The sequence below is a fragment of the Sphingopyxis sp. 550A genome (genome assembly GCF_053569535.1).
This window is the reverse complement of the sequence record NZ_CM131615.1, coordinates 141,243-156,734: the sequence shown is the minus strand read 5'-3', so window position 1 is coordinate 156,734 and position 15,492 is coordinate 141,243. Positions and strand designations below refer to the sequence as shown.

Annotated in this window: 12 protein-coding genes; all 12 read right to left on the bottom strand. The window is 65.5% G+C overall.

Annotated elements, in window-relative coordinates; genetic code table 11:
* Positions 1-23 precede the first annotated feature (23 nt).
* Positions 24-806 carry a hypothetical protein gene (locus ACVENA_RS00700; RefSeq protein ID WP_449327230.1) on the bottom strand — a complete coding sequence of 261 codons (783 nt, stop codon included), beginning with the start codon at positions 804-806 and terminating at the stop codon, positions 24-26.
* Positions 807-907: 101 nt separating this feature from the next.
* Positions 908-3,427 (bottom strand): fimbria/pilus outer membrane usher protein, encoded by a 2,520-nt coding sequence (locus ACVENA_RS00695; protein ID WP_449327229.1) that lies wholly within the window; start codon positions 3,425-3,427, stop codon positions 908-910.
* 27 nt (positions 3,428-3,454) lie between these two features.
* Positions 3,455-4,345, bottom strand: coding sequence for a fimbrial biogenesis chaperone (locus ACVENA_RS00690; protein ID WP_449327228.1), 891 nt, complete (start codon positions 4,343-4,345; stop codon positions 3,455-3,457).
* Positions 4,346-4,397: 52 nt separating this feature from the next.
* Positions 4,398-4,970, bottom strand: coding sequence for a spore coat U domain-containing protein (locus ACVENA_RS00685; protein WP_257547452.1), 573 nt, complete (start codon positions 4,968-4,970; stop codon positions 4,398-4,400).
* A gap of 489 nt (positions 4,971-5,459) precedes the next feature.
* The gene (locus ACVENA_RS00680) at positions 5,460-5,840 is read right to left on the bottom strand and encodes an OsmC family protein (RefSeq protein WP_449327227.1); all 381 of its coding nucleotides are present in this window, start codon (positions 5,838-5,840) and stop codon (positions 5,460-5,462) included.
* 90 nt (positions 5,841-5,930) lie between these two features.
* Positions 5,931-7,229 (bottom strand): sugar MFS transporter, encoded by a 1,299-nt coding sequence (locus ACVENA_RS00675; protein WP_449327226.1) that lies wholly within the window; start codon positions 7,227-7,229, stop codon positions 5,931-5,933.
* 63 nt (positions 7,230-7,292) lie between these two features.
* Positions 7,293-9,794, bottom strand: a complete 2,502-nt coding sequence (locus ACVENA_RS00670) for a glycoside hydrolase family 3 N-terminal domain-containing protein (RefSeq protein WP_449327225.1) — start codon at positions 9,792-9,794, stop codon at positions 7,293-7,295.
* Between the two features lie 71 nt (positions 9,795-9,865).
* Positions 9,866-11,065: an MFS transporter gene (locus tag ACVENA_RS00665; RefSeq protein WP_449327224.1), complete on the bottom strand. Its 1,200-nt coding sequence runs from the start codon at positions 11,063-11,065 to the stop codon at positions 9,866-9,868.
* Complete coding sequence (locus tag ACVENA_RS00660; RefSeq protein ID WP_449327223.1) at positions 11,058-12,110, bottom strand: LacI family DNA-binding transcriptional regulator; 1,053 nt, start codon at positions 12,108-12,110, stop codon at positions 11,058-11,060. The genes ACVENA_RS00665 and ACVENA_RS00660 overlap by 8 nt, the downstream gene beginning before the upstream one ends.
* Before the next feature lie 94 nt (positions 12,111-12,204).
* The gene (locus ACVENA_RS00655) at positions 12,205-13,719 is read right to left on the bottom strand and encodes a tryptophan halogenase family protein (RefSeq protein ID WP_449327222.1); all 1,515 of its coding nucleotides are present in this window, start codon (positions 13,717-13,719) and stop codon (positions 12,205-12,207) included.
* The gene (locus ACVENA_RS00650) at positions 13,716-14,744 is read right to left on the bottom strand and encodes a cupin-like domain-containing protein (protein WP_449327221.1); all 1,029 of its coding nucleotides are present in this window, start codon (positions 14,742-14,744) and stop codon (positions 13,716-13,718) included. Before ACVENA_RS00650 ends, ACVENA_RS00655 begins: the two co-directional genes overlap by 4 nt.
* Positions 14,737-15,456 (bottom strand): SapC family protein, encoded by a 720-nt coding sequence (locus ACVENA_RS00645; protein ID WP_449327220.1) that lies wholly within the window; start codon positions 15,454-15,456, stop codon positions 14,737-14,739. The genes ACVENA_RS00650 and ACVENA_RS00645 overlap by 8 nt, the downstream gene beginning before the upstream one ends.
* Positions 15,457-15,492 lie beyond the last annotated feature (36 nt).

Genomic DNA, 15,492 nt, shown 5'->3' with positions numbered 1-15,492 from the left:
CCACGCCAGACGGCCGGCGGCGATCAGATGGGGGTTACGGTGATCGTCACGCGGTCATTGTAGGTGCCCGCGTGGCGGGTCGGGTCGGGGTCGATCACGATCGACAGCGGATGAACACTTCCCGCCGGACCGGGATGGCTTGTGACATCGACGCCGTCACTGGCGGCATTCAGATTGAGCGGGCGGCCATCGACCGACAGGTGATAGGGAATCCGCTCGCTTCCTCCGACCCGCAGCAATGTGCCATTATTCTGCGACGAAAATTCCATGCGATAGACGGAGGTGCTGAACACCCGAATCGCAAAGGGTGGGGAAGATGTCGGTGCGACCGGCGATAAATCGCCCATTTCGATCTTTGCGGGCCCTTGAGCGCCGCTCGCTCCCGCAAAACGGATGCGCGCCATCGCCGGAATCTCAAGATCGAGGCGGGTGCGGTGACTGGCCAGTTCGGTGGGCGCATCCGGTTCAAAGAGCTGAAATATCAGATATTGCTCATAATTGCCGGCCTGCAGATCCCACCCGGCCCCAAAGCTGACTTCGTAGGGGATGCTGATCTTTGCGCCCCCCGCTATGGTGATCTGAGTGGAGGCATTGGGGTTGGACATCGCCCCCGCACTATCACCCACCAGCACCACACCGCTGGGCCCGGTCAACGTAAAAGGCGGAAAGCGCGGATCCGATGTAGCCGTTTCCCGACCGACAGCCAGCCGCAGAACACAGGCATCGCTACCGTTGTTGCGGATATCCACATTGATACGCTCGGTCACTCGCTCGGCCTCAAACGACGGCGCCAGAACGATCGGCACGGAGGCCACTGTGTCAACAAGGCTGGGCTCGCATGCCGCATGTGCGGCCGCAGGCAATAAAAATGCCGCAATGCCGATTACCAGGCCAAATCTTGTCCGCATCATTTTTCGCCCTGCCTCTTGTCCTTTGCGGTCACTCCCGGCGCAATCGCAACATCGCCTAGTTGAAGCAGCGAGCCGGAATCCTTCGGCACGCTGATCCTATAGAACCCCGCCGAGTCGAACAATCGCGCCTCGTATGTCTTGCCGGGTCTGAGCCCGCTGATAACGAACCGCCCTGCCGAATTGGTGAAGAAGGGCTGAGTCCCGAACTCGTCATCGTCGGACGAAGTGACGGTGCCTGACACCAGGCCTGCCCGCTCAGCGCCCAGATTGAGAAAGCCGATGGCGGAGACCGTAGCGTCGGTACCGACGACTAGGCGATAGCCGCTGCGATAGAGCGGCTCGACCGTTTCGACGCCAGGGCCAATGTCATAGCCCTGCGCGCCCTTGGCGAGATCATAGAGGATGCTCTGCCGCGAATAGGATGTGAGACGCGGGCCCAACGCAGCACCCAGCGAGCCGCTGAGCGCATCGTAGCGGCGCGACTGGACCGACTGGCCGATCACAACCTGCTGGTCCTCCATGCCCTCGTGCGGGGACGCGATCACGAAACTGTCGTTGATCGGCCGTCCGATCGCCAACGCGCCTCCCGCATAGGCAATCGAGGTACCAATTTGCAGACGCGCAGTCTGGCGATCGTCGATCCGGTCGAGCCCCGACCCGGTCGATGTGATAGTGGCGCGACTGTAGAAACGGTTGCCGATATAAGCGCCGGACGCATCGAGCGATGCCGATCCCGGCGAGCGGCGCACCCCGACATTATAGCCCCAGGATCCGACTGTGTCGCTTTCGCTCCGCGACACGAAGGCACGCGTCTCATCCCGGCGGCTATTATAGCTGGCGTCGCCGCGAGTCGATCGGCCGAATGGCACGGAGATACCGATCCGAATGCCGAAGTTTCGCCGCTGCCCTCCCCCTTCGCCATATTCGATCCCGCCCACCAGCCGGTATGTTCGAGCGCGATAGGTGAGGTCGGCATAGGCGCTGCGGTTAACTCTGATCCCTTCGCGCTTGAACCAGTTGGCGCCAACGGTCAGGATAAGCCGCTCATTGAGGCTTTGCGCGTAATTGGCATTGATGCTCAGCGCCTCGCCTTGCACGAATCCTGTCTGGTCGATCAGGGTGGTGAAGCGAGCGTTGCGATAATCGGCCGCGATCGAAAATTGGCCGCCGCCCTGATCCCCTCCGATAGCCAGCGAATAATTGCCGCGCAGCGCATAACCGAAACCGTCGCCTCGGCTCACCGCGCCGGACAGATCGAAGCGTCCCGGGATCGCACGGGGCGCCGCCACGATCTCTGCGCCGAGCGTCTGGGTGCCACGCGAAAGCTGGAGCGCACCGCCCAACGAGAGCCGGTTGGAGATGCCGCGACGGTAATGACCCGAAAAGGCTGGGGCGCCATGATAGCTGGGGTTGAGATTGAAGGCGCGGGGCAAAAATCCGATCGCCGCGCTATATTCCTCCTCCCCCTGGGCCAAGTCGATCGTGCTGGCATAGGTATCGAAATCAGTAAGCTGACGGCGCCCGGTCACGTCGGTGATGAAAAGCTGGGCGTTCCGCCCACTATATTGCGCGCGCAGCGACGCCAGATCATAGGGACCAGCCGCCAGCTGCATGGTCTGAACCTGCTGTCCGTCGACAACCACGTCCACCGTTGCGTCGCGTTGCAGCAGAATCTGCTGGCCGCCGATCGAAGTCAGCGGATTGGCGCCTATGAAATTCTGCCGCCCCTTTTCGACGCCGACACCACCCAGAAAGGTACCACCGATCAGGCTCAGGCTGGGAATCTGGATATCGCCGGCGCTCCACCGCCGCTGATGGTCGGGTTCATCGCGGATCAGTCGCACCGCCCGACGATAGAAGCCGCTACCGGTCGCCAGGTGCTTGTCATAACCGCCATCGAATTCCAGCACCATGCCGCCGGTGCGGATGGCGCCGTTCAACAGGAAGGCGGGGCGGTCGAAATCGCGGAAATCCTCGACCAGAAAATCGCCGACGATGTTGAGATAGGCGCTGAACCGTTCGGGCTGCATCGTGATCGGCGGCTGGTTGGCGTTTGGCGCGCCCCCCAATTGCCGGACGGGCGCGATGTCCGGCGCGATCCGGTCGACATGGATTTCAAGCAGGCCGGGGTCGTAGCGCAAGGTCACCCCCGCCAGCGCCACCTGCTCGGAGGTCAGCGTATCGCCGCCGCCCAGCAAGCGCACGAAACTGGGTCGCGACTGGTCCGAGATCAGCGGCGCGAGTTGCTCGATCAGGCTTTTCCGATCATAGCGAATCTGGCCGTCGGGATAGAGATCGACGAAGACGTCGCCATGGACCCGATCATTACTGATAATGGGCAGCGTCATATGCGTTGCCGGACCCGCGGGAAGCGGCACCGGCTCGGGATTATCAGCCACCGCGGGCTGCTCACCCCGCGCGCCGTCCGCCGTTGAAGGAGCGTCGGCCATGGCTTTCGCCGCCGGGGATTCGGCGAGCAGCAGCAGCGCGACGCTGGTGAATATGGCTGAACCCAACGCTCCCCCTCCAACCGATCGCGTCGGTCAGTGTTCGAAACTAACGCTCAAGCTATTCATGACGGGTTTCCGCTCCATGGGGATAACGAAAGTCCGCGCCCGCCCCGGCGCGACGATTCCCATGCCGATCATTCCCGACATCGCCTGCACGTCGTAGTTTTGATCGATGACGGCGCCCGTTTCATCGACGCCCTTTACGGACCAGGGAGTCCGACCGGCCGCGAAATAGCGCGTTCCTCCATTGGTCACCCGCACCTCTAGGCCGCGCTCATGCGGAGGCGGAACATTCTTGTCGGCGTTGGCCTTGGCGGCATCGGGCGGCAGTTCTACCATGCGATCGACCCACTGCACCGATTCCAGCGCCGGCTTCGCAACCGTCCCATCGGGAACGACGTTGAGCAATATGTTGAAACGCATCAACATTTGAATGCGCGAGCCTGCCTCCTCCAGCTTCACGGGAAGCTGACTGATACTGGCGTAATAGATTTCCGATTGCGTCATCTCGCCCTGCGGGATGAACTGGACGCGGAATATCTGCCGCCCATTGGGCGGAATCACGACCTGGGGCGGATAGGCTGCGAAATGATCCTCCGCGGGTTCCAGTTCCAATTGCCCTGTTTCATCGATCTTTCCGCGATACATGCGGATTTCGACCGGCAGGTCGATCGCGTCGGTGTTCGTGACTTCGACCCGCGCCGTCGCACCGCGACCCGTCGGTGTCATTTCCACGATCATCGGGGTAACGCGCGCCGCCTCCGCCGATACCGCGCCCAGTCCCGATACAGCCGCCATCAGCGCCCACAGGAAAGGCCTGTACGACACGATATGTCCCCATTTTTTTGGCATGTCAGGATCACCCGAACGAACGAAGGGGGCACGCGCCCCCTTCACCGGCGCCGCCGCTAGTCCGGCGCTCATCTATGCGAGGAAGGAGCGAGCAGCCCTCACGGCCACCGCCCCTTCCAATCCATCACGCCGCGATTGCGACCGTGACCGTGACATTGTCCGTGTAGTCGCCCGCCAGCGGACGCGTATTCGCGGCCTGATCGGTCGTGCGAATGCGGACATACATTTCCACATTCCGGTGGATCGCACCACGCGAGGTGCCCTGATGGAACGTGGCGCCCGTCACCAGCGCCGGCTGAACCTGCCAGGTGCCGGTGTCGAGATAATTATAGGGGCTGACGCCATAGCCGATCTTGTCGGTAAAGCCCTCCGCTGCTTCCGCCGCAGTCGGCGCTGCGCCGTCACGTTTCAGGAAACCGTTGTTGTCCGACGACAGCGTCATCTTGTTGGTGTCATTGCAGCTGACCCAGAAATCCTGCCGCTTGTCGATGCTCGTATTGATGCTCAGCGTGCTCGCCTGCGCGGCGGTCAGGTTGATGCTCAGCGGACCCATTTCGAAAGTGCCCGGATCGCTGATCGTGCAGGTTGCCGGCACACTGGCATTGATGTCGAAATCTTCGGTGTCCGAATCAGCCGCAAAAGCCGGTGCAGCCGCAAAAACAGACGCCGCAGCAGCGGCGAGAAGAAGCTTTTTCATTGATATTCCCCCATCCGTAAAGGTCCGATCCCATCATGGGATTAAAGAGCCGCGGCTAACGCGGCGCTGACCGCAAAAGCTGCGGTTAGGAGGAACTTAACTTTTATTAAATCATTGTCGAGTCCGAATCGCGCGCACCTGTGGCTGGCGTCTCATTTCAGGGCATCGCCTGCATCAAATCCTACCGCAATGAACGAGCGCCCCAAGAGCGGCTTCAACCTGAAGCCGCTTTTTAATATTTATAATTGCATAATATAAAATGATTATTTTGATCTTCGCGAGCCACCGCCCCCAAGCGCCCCTTCTTTTGGCGCTACGGCCACGACCGAGGCCGCCCTAAATTATTTCGGCTTTTCCCAACCGGGCAGGCCCTTAAGATATTTAGAAAATAGTTAATTTACGTTCAAATCTCTGGAGACTCGGAAACCCGTCATCGCCCCGAGTACCGAAGGCGTTCGCCCATAGTCCGGCAGGGCCAATTTTTTCACGTCACCCCAGCCGCGTGTCGATCGGCAGGCCGTTCTTCAGCGTCAGCGTCACCGGGGTGCGTTCGGCGATGTCGGCGAGGCGGGCTTTCTGCTCGTCGTAGAGGCCGGCGATGGTCAGCGTCCGCGCGATGCGGCGTTCTTCCTGCCCATGGAGACGAAGGCCGACCTCGAGCGATTCGAGCGGCCAGCTCTTGCGGTCGGCATACATGCGCAGCGTGATCGCGGTGCAGGCGCCAAGGCTCGCGAGGAGCAGGTCATAAGGCGCGAAGCCCGCACCCTGCCCGCCGAGCGCCGGCGGTTCGTCGGCGACGAGCGGGCGGCCGCCGACCTCGATCTCGGTGCGATAGCGGTCCTTGCCGATACGTGCGATGCCTTGGGCCATGGCCTTGCTCCTGCCGTGCGCGCGGACGGTGCGCGCGCGTCAGCCATGCCCCGCCCGGGCAAGCGGCGCAAGCGGGGGGCCGCAGGATCGTCAGGCCGCCGCGCGGCGCGCCGCCCACAGCCCGAAACTCGCGATGATCGCGTAGCAGATCAACGGCACCACGAGCGCGAGCCGGATGTTGCCGCCGATATCCGCCACCGTCCCGAACAGATAGGGGACAATCGCGCCGCCGACGATCGCGGTACACATGATGCCCGATCCCTGCGGCGTCTGCTCGCCCAGCCCCTCGGTCCCCAGGCTGAAGATCGTCGGAAACATCAGCGAATTGCACAAACCGACGAGAATCAGCGCCCAGCCCGACACCGTGCCGGTCGTCACTGCCGACAGGATGATCAGCGAAATCGCCCCGGCGGCAAAGATTGTGAGCACGCGCCCGGGCTTCGCCAGCCGCAGGATGAAGCCGCCGAGCAGCCGTCCGACCAATGCTCCCAGCCAATAGATCGCGACCAGCTTGCCCGCGGCCTGAAGGTCCAGCCCCATGACGCTCGGTTCGCCGAGATAGGCGATCAGGTTCGAGCCGATCGCCACTTCGGCGCCGACATAGGTGAAGAGGCACAGCGCGCCGAACTGGACGCGGCGGTTGTGGGCGAGCAGGCCCCAGGTGCCCTCGAGCTTCACATCGTCGGCCTTGGCGCGATCGAGCGCCGAGCGAAACATCCAGAACAGCGCCGCAATCACCAGCATCAACAGGCCGAGCCACATATAGGCGGTGCCGATCGAAGCCCCCTCGGCGACGCGATACGCCTGGATCTGCGCTTCGCTCGCGGTCTCGGCGTCGAGCGGCTGCGAATCGCCGAGCAGGAAGGTGGCGCCGCCATAGACCATCAGGAACACCCCGATCGAATTGAACGCCTGCGCAAAGGTCAGGCGGCTGTGCGAGGTTTCGACCGGCCCCAGCGTCGTGATCACCGGATTCATCGCCACCTGCAGAACCGTGATCCCCGCGCCGATGCAGAAGAGCGCGGCGAGGAAGCCGGGGTAGGATGCCGCGGCCGACGCCGGAATGAACAGAAAGGCCGCCGCCGCGACGATCGCGAAGCCGAGCACGAAGGTGCGGATATAGCCGAGCTTCGACATGATGATGCCGGCGGGGATCGAAAAGGCGGCATAGGCGATGAAAAACGCCATCTGCACCAGATTCGCCTGCGCGTGCGTCAGGTGAAACATCGGCTTGAACTTGCCGACCAGCAGGTCGTTGATGTTCGTCACCCCGCCGAGCAGGAAGAACACCGCAAAGGCGAGGATCAGCACGACCCGCGTGCTGCCGCCGCTCTTGCCTGCCTCCGGGTTCGGATCGGTGCTCGTCGCGACATTCGGCGCCAATGCCATGGTCTTCTCCCCAGATTATCCCTCGGACCCGTAGCGCGGCCCCTTTTGACTTGGCTTACTTGCTTAGCCGTGCGCTGCGGGTGGACAAGCCAGATTTTCACCCACCGCCTCGACATTCGTATTCACCAGCGTCACCGCCAGCCCCTTGTCGCCCGTAATCGTCACCGGCGAATCGACATGCGCCAGATCGGCACCTGCGTCGGCGAAGCAGCGGAGCGGGATCTTGATCGTCGCTACCTTACCTGCGGGCGCCGCCGCGACGAGCGCAGTCAGGTCGAAGGCCTTGCCGCCGAACGCCAGCGTCGCCGGACCCGCCGCGTCGATCCGCCAGTCGATCCTGAGCGCGAAACTGTTGTTCAGTTGCCGCGTCATGTCGGCGGGCGGCCCCGCGAGCCGGAAGGAAGCCGGGCCCGTCCACACGAAGCTCTTGCCATCCTCCTGCGCCGCGACATCGACCGAGCGCGCGCTGAGCAGACCGTAGCTGCTGTCCACCGGCGCCGATTCGACCTGCCGCGAGCCGCCGCCGTCGGTGATCGAGAGCAGCCACGGCGCGCGGGCGCGGCCGCCCGAGAAGAAATTGGTGACATTGAGCATCGCCGCGATGTCGACCCCGAGTTTTTCGGAAAGGTGCGGCACGGTCTTCCGGTCGGCATAGGTCAGGCCATAGCCGACCGCGAACTGGGGCTTTTCGATCGGCGAGCGCGCGTCAGCGAGCCAGGCGAAGGGCAGCGTGCCGGTGAAGTCGCGCGCCGCCCTGCCGTCGCGCTGCGCGACCAGCACGTCGGCGACGCCGGCGCCCTGCGACCCCGGCAGCCACGCCGCGACGAAGGCATCGGCGGCGTTGATCTCGGGATTGGTGAACAGCGGCCGCCCCGACAGGAAGACCGCAACGACCGGAATCCCCGCCGCCTTCAGCGCCTTCAGGACGGCCAGGTCCTTCGCTTCGGCAGGCTGATAGTCGAGCGTCGGAACGTCGCCCTGAAACTCGGCATAGGGGCGCTCGCCGAAGACGACGACCGCCACGTCGGGCTTTTCCGTATAGGTGCCGCCCTCCGACAGCGTCGCGGTCCCGCCCGCGTCGCGCACCGCCTTGTCCAGCGCTTCCCAGATCGTCTGGCCGTTCGGGAAATCGGCGTGGGTGACGTCGGTGCCCTGCCAGCTGATCGTCCAGCCGCCGGCCTGCATCGCCATGTCGTCGGCACCGGGGCCGGTCACGAGCACGCGCGCACCGGGCCGGATCGGCAGCACGCCGCCATTGTTCTTGAGGAGAACAAGCGATTTCGCGACCGCCTCGCGCGCGATCGCCAGATGCTCGGGCGCGCCGACCGCCGCGACGTCGCCGCGGTCGACATGCTCGACGTCGAACAGGCCGAGCTTGTATTTCACGCGCAGGATGCGCCGCACCGCATCGTCGAGCCGCGCCGCGGTGATGCGCCCGTCCTTCGCCTCGGCAAGCGTCGAGGCATAGAGGCCCTTCCAGCTGTCGGGCGCCATGAGCATGTCGAGCCCCGCCATGATCGTTTGCGGGCAATCGGTGACGCTGCATCCCGCGACCTGGCCGTGGCCGTTCCAGTCGCCGACGACGAAGCCCTGAAAGCCCATGCGGCCCTTGAGCGCGTCGGTGAGCAGCCCCCTGTTGCCGTGGTTCTTGACCCCGTTCCAGCTCGAAAAGCTCGCCATCACGGTCAGCGCGCCGGCGTCGATCGCCGCGGGATAGCCCTGCGCGTGCTTCGCGATCAGCTCCTCCTCGCCGATCCGGGCGTCCCCCTGATCCTTGCCCTCGAACGTGCCACCGTCGGCGAGGAAATGCTTCGCGGTCGCGGCGACATGCGTGCCGTCGACCGAGCGTCCGGCGACGAGCGGTCCCTGCAGCCCGAGCACCATCGCCTTCGCATAATCGGCGACGAGTTTCGGGTCGGACGCATAGCCTTCGTAGCTGCGGCCCCAGCGCAGATCCTGCGGCACCGCGAGCGTCGGGGCGAAGGTCCATTCGATGCCGCTGCCCGCGATCTCGGCGGCGGTGACCTGCCCGATGCGCCGGATCAGCTCGGGATCGTGCGCGGCGCCGAGGCCGATATTATGCGGGAACAGCGTCGCGCCGGGGATATTGTTGTGGCCGTGGACAGCGTCGACGCCGAAGATGATCGGGATCGCGACGCCATTCGCCTGCGGCTGCAGCGACACGGCGCGGAATTCGCCGACCAGTTTCGCCCAATCCTCTGCGCTCGACCGCTCATTGCCATTGGGGCCGCTGTTGCCGCCCGCAAGGATCGAACCGAGCGGGTAGGTTTCGAGGTCTTTGGGGGTGATCGTGCTGATGTCGGCCTGGATGAGCTGGCCGACCTTCTGCTCGATCGTCATGCGCGCGATCAGCGCGTCGATCCGCGCTTCGGTCGCGGCATCGGTGATCGCGGCAGGGCTTTTCGCTTCCGGCCAGCGATCGGGATGGACCGTCGCCGAACCCGGCGCGGGGCTGTCCGCCATCGCCATGCCGGCGCTTCCCGCCAGCAGCAGCGCCGTCGCCAGAGCCATCGCCTTCCGCATCGTCTCTCCCATCCTCGACATTTGTGAACGTTATCAATTTTCCTCTCGCACAGCCCCTCCGCGAAATCAAGCATCCTGTTCGGCAACGGGAATCAGGCGGTGCGCGGTATCGTGGCGAGGAGCAGCACCGCCGCCGCCGCGAGCGCCGCGAGCAGCAGGAACAGCGCGTCGAAGCCGAAACCGGGGACGAGCGAGATGGTGAGCCACGGCATGATCAGCGAGGGGATGGTGTTGGTGAGGTTGAAGATGCCGAGGTCGCGCCCGCGATGGTCGGCGCGCGGCAGGACACGCAGCGTCTGTCCGCTATGGAGCGACAGAAAGGCGGTCGTCGCGATCCCGAAGATCAGATAGGCCGCCTTCGCCGACGTGGGATCGGCGGCGAGCGCCATGCCGATCAGCCCGGCGCAGGTCAGCACCGCGGCGGCGGCGAGCGGCACGAAGGGGCGGTTCCGGCGGTCGGCCCAGCGCCCGGCGAGCAGCGCGACCGGCACGGCGATGGTCAGCGCGAGGCTGAAGATTCGCGCCTTTTCATGGTCGCCCATCGTGGGGTCGATCGACCGGAACCAGAAATAGAGATAGGCGAAGAGCGCCGCCTCGGCGATCTGGACCAGCAGCCGCGCCAGCCACATGCGGACGGCCGGATGCGCAACGGGGCGCTCGGAACGGGGCTCGACCGCCATCAGCTCGGGAAAGGCGTGCGGGCGGCCGAAGAGCAGCGCGGGCAGGATCGCCGCTGCGACGAGCAGCGCGATCGCCGTCACGCGCTGCTCCATCGATACGAGCCCCGGCAGCGTGACGAGCGCACCCGACCAGGCGCTGAGCGCGGGCGAGAGCGCGAGGAGACCGCCGAGCAGTCCCTTCTGCGCGTCGGGAACGGCGTCGCCGGCCCAGGCCGACAGCGGCCCGAGGATCATGTTGAGCGCAAGTTGCCACGCGAGCAGCAAGGCGAGCAGAGTCGCTATATCATGCGCGTGCGGCACCGCGAGCAGCAGCGCGATGGTGAGGACCAGCCCCGCCAGCACCCACGGACGGCGGCTTTGCGTGCGATCGCTGAGCCAGCCGAAGAGCAGCCCGCCCGCGCTGGCCGCGAGCGCGCCGAAGAAGGTCAGATAGCCGAGCCAGCGCACATCGTCGGCGCCCGCGAGTTCCGCCATGCGCGCGGGAAGCAACAGGGTCAGAAAGGGCACATAGGCGATCGCGCCGCCCGCGGCCGCAAGCGCATAGAGCAGCAGGAAACGCACCGACTGGCGGCGCGGCGGCGCGTCGCCGTCGGCCAATGGGCCGTCAGCCAATGGGCGCCGCCGTCGATCCGCGCTCGATCAGGCTGCCGCTGACCACCGTCGGCGCGTCGGGCCGCTTCTCGCCGCGCTGCGCCGCGATGATCAGTTCGACCGCGCGCGCGACGGTCGCCGCCACCGGCTGGTCGACCGCGGTCAGCGGCGGCTGGGCGAAATGGACGATCGGCGTATTGTCGAAGCTGACCAGCGACAGGTCGCGCGGCACGTCGAGCCCGCGTTCGCGCGCGACCTCCAGCGTCGCGAGCGACATCTGGTCGTTGCTCGCGATGATCGCGCTCGGCGGTGCCGGACCCTCGAGCAGGCGCCGCGCCGCCGCCTCGCCCGAGGCATAGCTGAAATCGCCCTCGGCGAGCAGCCCCTCGACCGGCAGCCCCGCCGCCGCCATCTCCGCCTTCCAGCCGTCGATGCGCCAGTGGCTGAGGTCATATTCGACCGACCCCGAAATGAAACCGATGCGCCGGTGGCCGAGCCCGATCAGGTGCCGCGTCGCGCGGGCGGCCGATCCTTCGTCGTCCATCGTCAGCGCGATCCCCGCCTCGCCGCCGTGCGAGCCGATGCGCGCGAAAGGAATCTTCTGCGCATGGAGCAGGTTCACGATCAGTGGATTGTCCGAGTGCGGCGGGGTCAATATCACCCCGTCGGGCTGAAGCGCCGCGATCGTCGCGCGCAATTCGCGCTCGACATGGTCGTTGTGCGTATCGACCAGTTCGAAGATCATCCGATAGCCATATTCGGCGCATTTCAGCATCCCGCCGAACAGCATCTGGTCGACCCAGTCGGTGCCCTGCCGCGCCTTCCAGTCGGCGATCGTGCGCTCGCGGTCGTTGATCGCAAGGATCAGATAGGATCGCGACCCGCTCATCCGCTGCGCCGCAATCGACGGGACATAGCCCAATTTGTCGATCGACGCCTGCACGCGCTCCTTCATTTCGGGGCGCACGTTCGGTTCGTTGTTGATGACGCGGCTGACCGTCTGCAGCGACACCCCCGCATCGGCCGCCACATGCTTGATCGTCACCGATTGCCGCCGGCGCCCCATCAGTTCGTTCCGTTCCCCACCGCTTCAGTCCCGGCCCTGATAGGGCCGCGGCAGGCGCATGGCCAGATGACAAGGCGCGCGATTTCCATCTTTTTCACGCCGCTTGCGGCTCCCGCGCGCCGCAATAGCGCGCGACATAGGCGTGATGGTCGGGCAATGTCGCGGCGGTGCGCGCGGCGCTTTCGCGCAAGCCCGCCATGAAGCGGTCGAGCTCGTCCGGCGATAATTTCTCGGCGATCGGATGCCAGCTTTGCGGCTCGATCCCCTGCCCCATCATCACCTGCACCCAGCTATTCTCGCCGAACAATTCCTCATTCTTGCGGAACACCCGGCCGGTTTCGCGGAACAGCTCGATCTTCTGCTGCAGGCTGTCGGGGATCGGCATCGCCGCGACATGGCGCCAGAAGGGGCTGTCGCGGCGCTCGGTCGCCTTGTAGTGCAGGATCACGAAGTCGCGGATCTGCTCGATGTCGCGGCGCTGCTGCTCGTTGAACTCGATCGCGTCGCGCTCGCTCACCCGGCCGTTGGGCATCAGGCGGATGAAGCGCAGGATCGCGCGCTGGATCAGATGCACCGTCGTCGCCTCGAGCGGCTCGACGAAACCGCCCGCGAGCCCGACCGCGACGCAGTTGCGGACCCATTGCCGCCGCCGCACCCCGCCGCGGAACTTGATGTCGATCGGCTCGACCAGCGGCTCGCCGAGCGACGACAGCAGGCGGTCGAGCGCCGCGTCACGTGACAGGTAGCGGCTCGAATAGACGATCCCCGCGCCCATCCGGTGCTGGAGCGGGATGCGCCATTGCCAGCCGGCGTCGTGCGCGATCGCGCGCGTATAGGGCATCGGCGGCCCTTGATGCTTCGACTGGAGCGCGACCGCGCTGTCGTTGGGCAGCCAATGCCCCCAATCCTCGAACCCCGCGTGAAGCGCGCCGTCGATCAGCAGGCCGCGAAAGCCAGTGCAGTCGACGAACATGTCACCCTCGACACGCCGCTCGCCGTCGAGCAGCAGCGCGGCGATATTGCCGGTCTCGCCGTCGAGTTCGACCGACTGAATCTTGCCCTCGACGCGCTTCGCCCCGTCGGCCTCGGCGAGCCCCCGCAGGAAGCGGCCATAGAGCGTCGCATCGACATGATAGGCATAATTCATCCGCTCTTCGGGCAGATGCGCGAACTTGCCCTGCAGCCCGGCGACGAGTTCGAGGCAATAATCGTCATAGCTGTGCGGATAGCCTGCGGCCCGCGCGCGCAGCCAGAAATGCTGGAAGCCGGCCGACCAGTGATCCTTGCCGCTGAGGCCGAAGCTGTGGAAATAGCTGTGCCCGTCATATTTCCAATTGTCGAACAATATGCCGAGCTTGAAGGTCGCCTGCGCCGCGCGCATGAAATCGGGCTCGGGAATCCCGAGGATGCGGTTGAAATTGACGAGCGGCGGAATTGTCGATTCACCGACGCCGATGGTTCCGATCGCCTCCGATTCGACGAGCGTCAAATCGACCGTCACCCCCATCGTCCGCGCGATCGCCGCCGCCATCATCCACCCCGCGGTCCCGCCGCCGGCGATCACGACGCGGCGGCGCGGCCTGTCTTCGCTCAGCCTGTCTTCGCTCATCTACTCAATGTCCTCAGCAAGAAGGCGCGCAGCCGCCCCGCGCTCTCGGGTGTGAGAGGAGCGAGGACGCCGCGCGCCGGTTCGGGGATATGGTCGGTCGCCCGACCGTCGTTGTCGAAAACATAATGATCGAACAGGTCGCGCCAGATCGCCTTGTCCGCGGGCGCCATGTCGCGGATCGCGAGGATCGCGTGGTTGAGCGCTTCCTGCGGCTGGCCGAACCACGCCGGGGTGCGGCGCCACCAGTAATTGACCAATATGTTGAAGTCGGCGCGCGCCTCGACATGGTGCCACCACATCGAGGGGATGAAGATCGCGTCGCCGGGTTCGAGCTCCGCCGTCTGCGCGTGCGCCATCGCCTCCGCGAAGTGCGGATAAGCGGCGAGGTCGGGCGCGGCGAAATCGACCATGCTGACGGTGCGGCCGGCGGGGGTATTGTCGATCGGCCCCAGATAGAGGTTGCGGAACTGATCGGGCGGAAACAGCGTGAAGCGCCGCCGCCCCGCCGCGCAGCAGGCGAGATTGTCGGGATAGTCGTTGTGCGCGGCGATCCGCGTCCTCGTCCCGATCCAGATGCTCTTGAGCGGGTCACGCGCGCCGAGATCGATCGGGTTCGCCGCGTCGAGCCCGTCGAAATGCGTCGGAATGTCGATCGAGGCGAGATAGACGGTGCGGATGTCGCCCAGTTCCTCACCCTTCGCGAGCCCCGCGAAAATGTCGGCGAGCTTCCCCGTGCCCGTGCGGAAATTCATCGCCATGTCGGCGTCGTAGAACAATCGCCCGTCGTGCCCCGGCGGGCCGATCGAGACCTTGAACGCGCGGTCGCGGGCATGATCGAGCAGATGACGCCGCGCTGCCTCCGCCGAGGTCCGGCCCGCGGCGACGAGCGGCCAGTCGGCGACGAGCCCGCGCAGCACGAACGGTTCGCGCGCGCCGTCGAGCAGCGCATCGAGCCCCGCGTCCCGCCATTCGCGCTCGGGCACACGCCGGGCGCGGGCGTCGATCGGGGCGTCCCGCTCAGCCATCGCGCCGCCCGCAGTTCTTGCGCCGCGCGAGCGCCGCGAGCTGCGACAGCGAGGCGAGCGCCATGAAGATCGGCATCAGATGCCCCGCCGCGTGCAGCGTGCCGAGCGCATCGGCATCGAGCGCGCGCAGCCGCGCCTCGTCGATGATGTGAAAGCCGACAAGCGAATGGAGCGACCCGTCGTCCAGCGTCACCTCGAAGGTGAAAGGTTCGAGCAGGCCATGCTCGGCGAGCGCGTCGAAGAAGGCGCCGCTCTCGCGATAGCCTGCGTCGAGTTCGCCGAGCTTTTCGGCGATGTCTTCGAGAAAGGGCGTTGCCAGACCGTTCGCATCGAACAGCCGCACGCCGTCGTCGCCTTGCGCGATACGCGGATGCGCGAGGTCGACATGCACCTGCCCCGGTCCCTCGTCGCTCGCCGGCCGGCCGATCAGGAAAGGCTGGATCGCCAGCGACAGCGGGCGATAGCCCGCATTCCAGCCAGCGCCGTCGAGAAAGAGATTCTCGCCCGTCTCGAACCCCAGCAACGCGACTGCGAAAAAGCGCTCCTGCCCCGCCTCGCGCCGGAAGAGGATCGGAAAATCGGCCTGCACGCGGCGGAATTCGGACGACACGATCAGCGTCGCCATCACCCCGTCGCCCAGTTCCGCTCCCGCGTCGGCGCGGACGCGAAGGTCGCGGTGGCTTTGGTTGTCGAGGGGGGCGTGGCTGGTCATCCGATCCTTTGTCTCCCGTTCGGCAGCAGCGGTTTG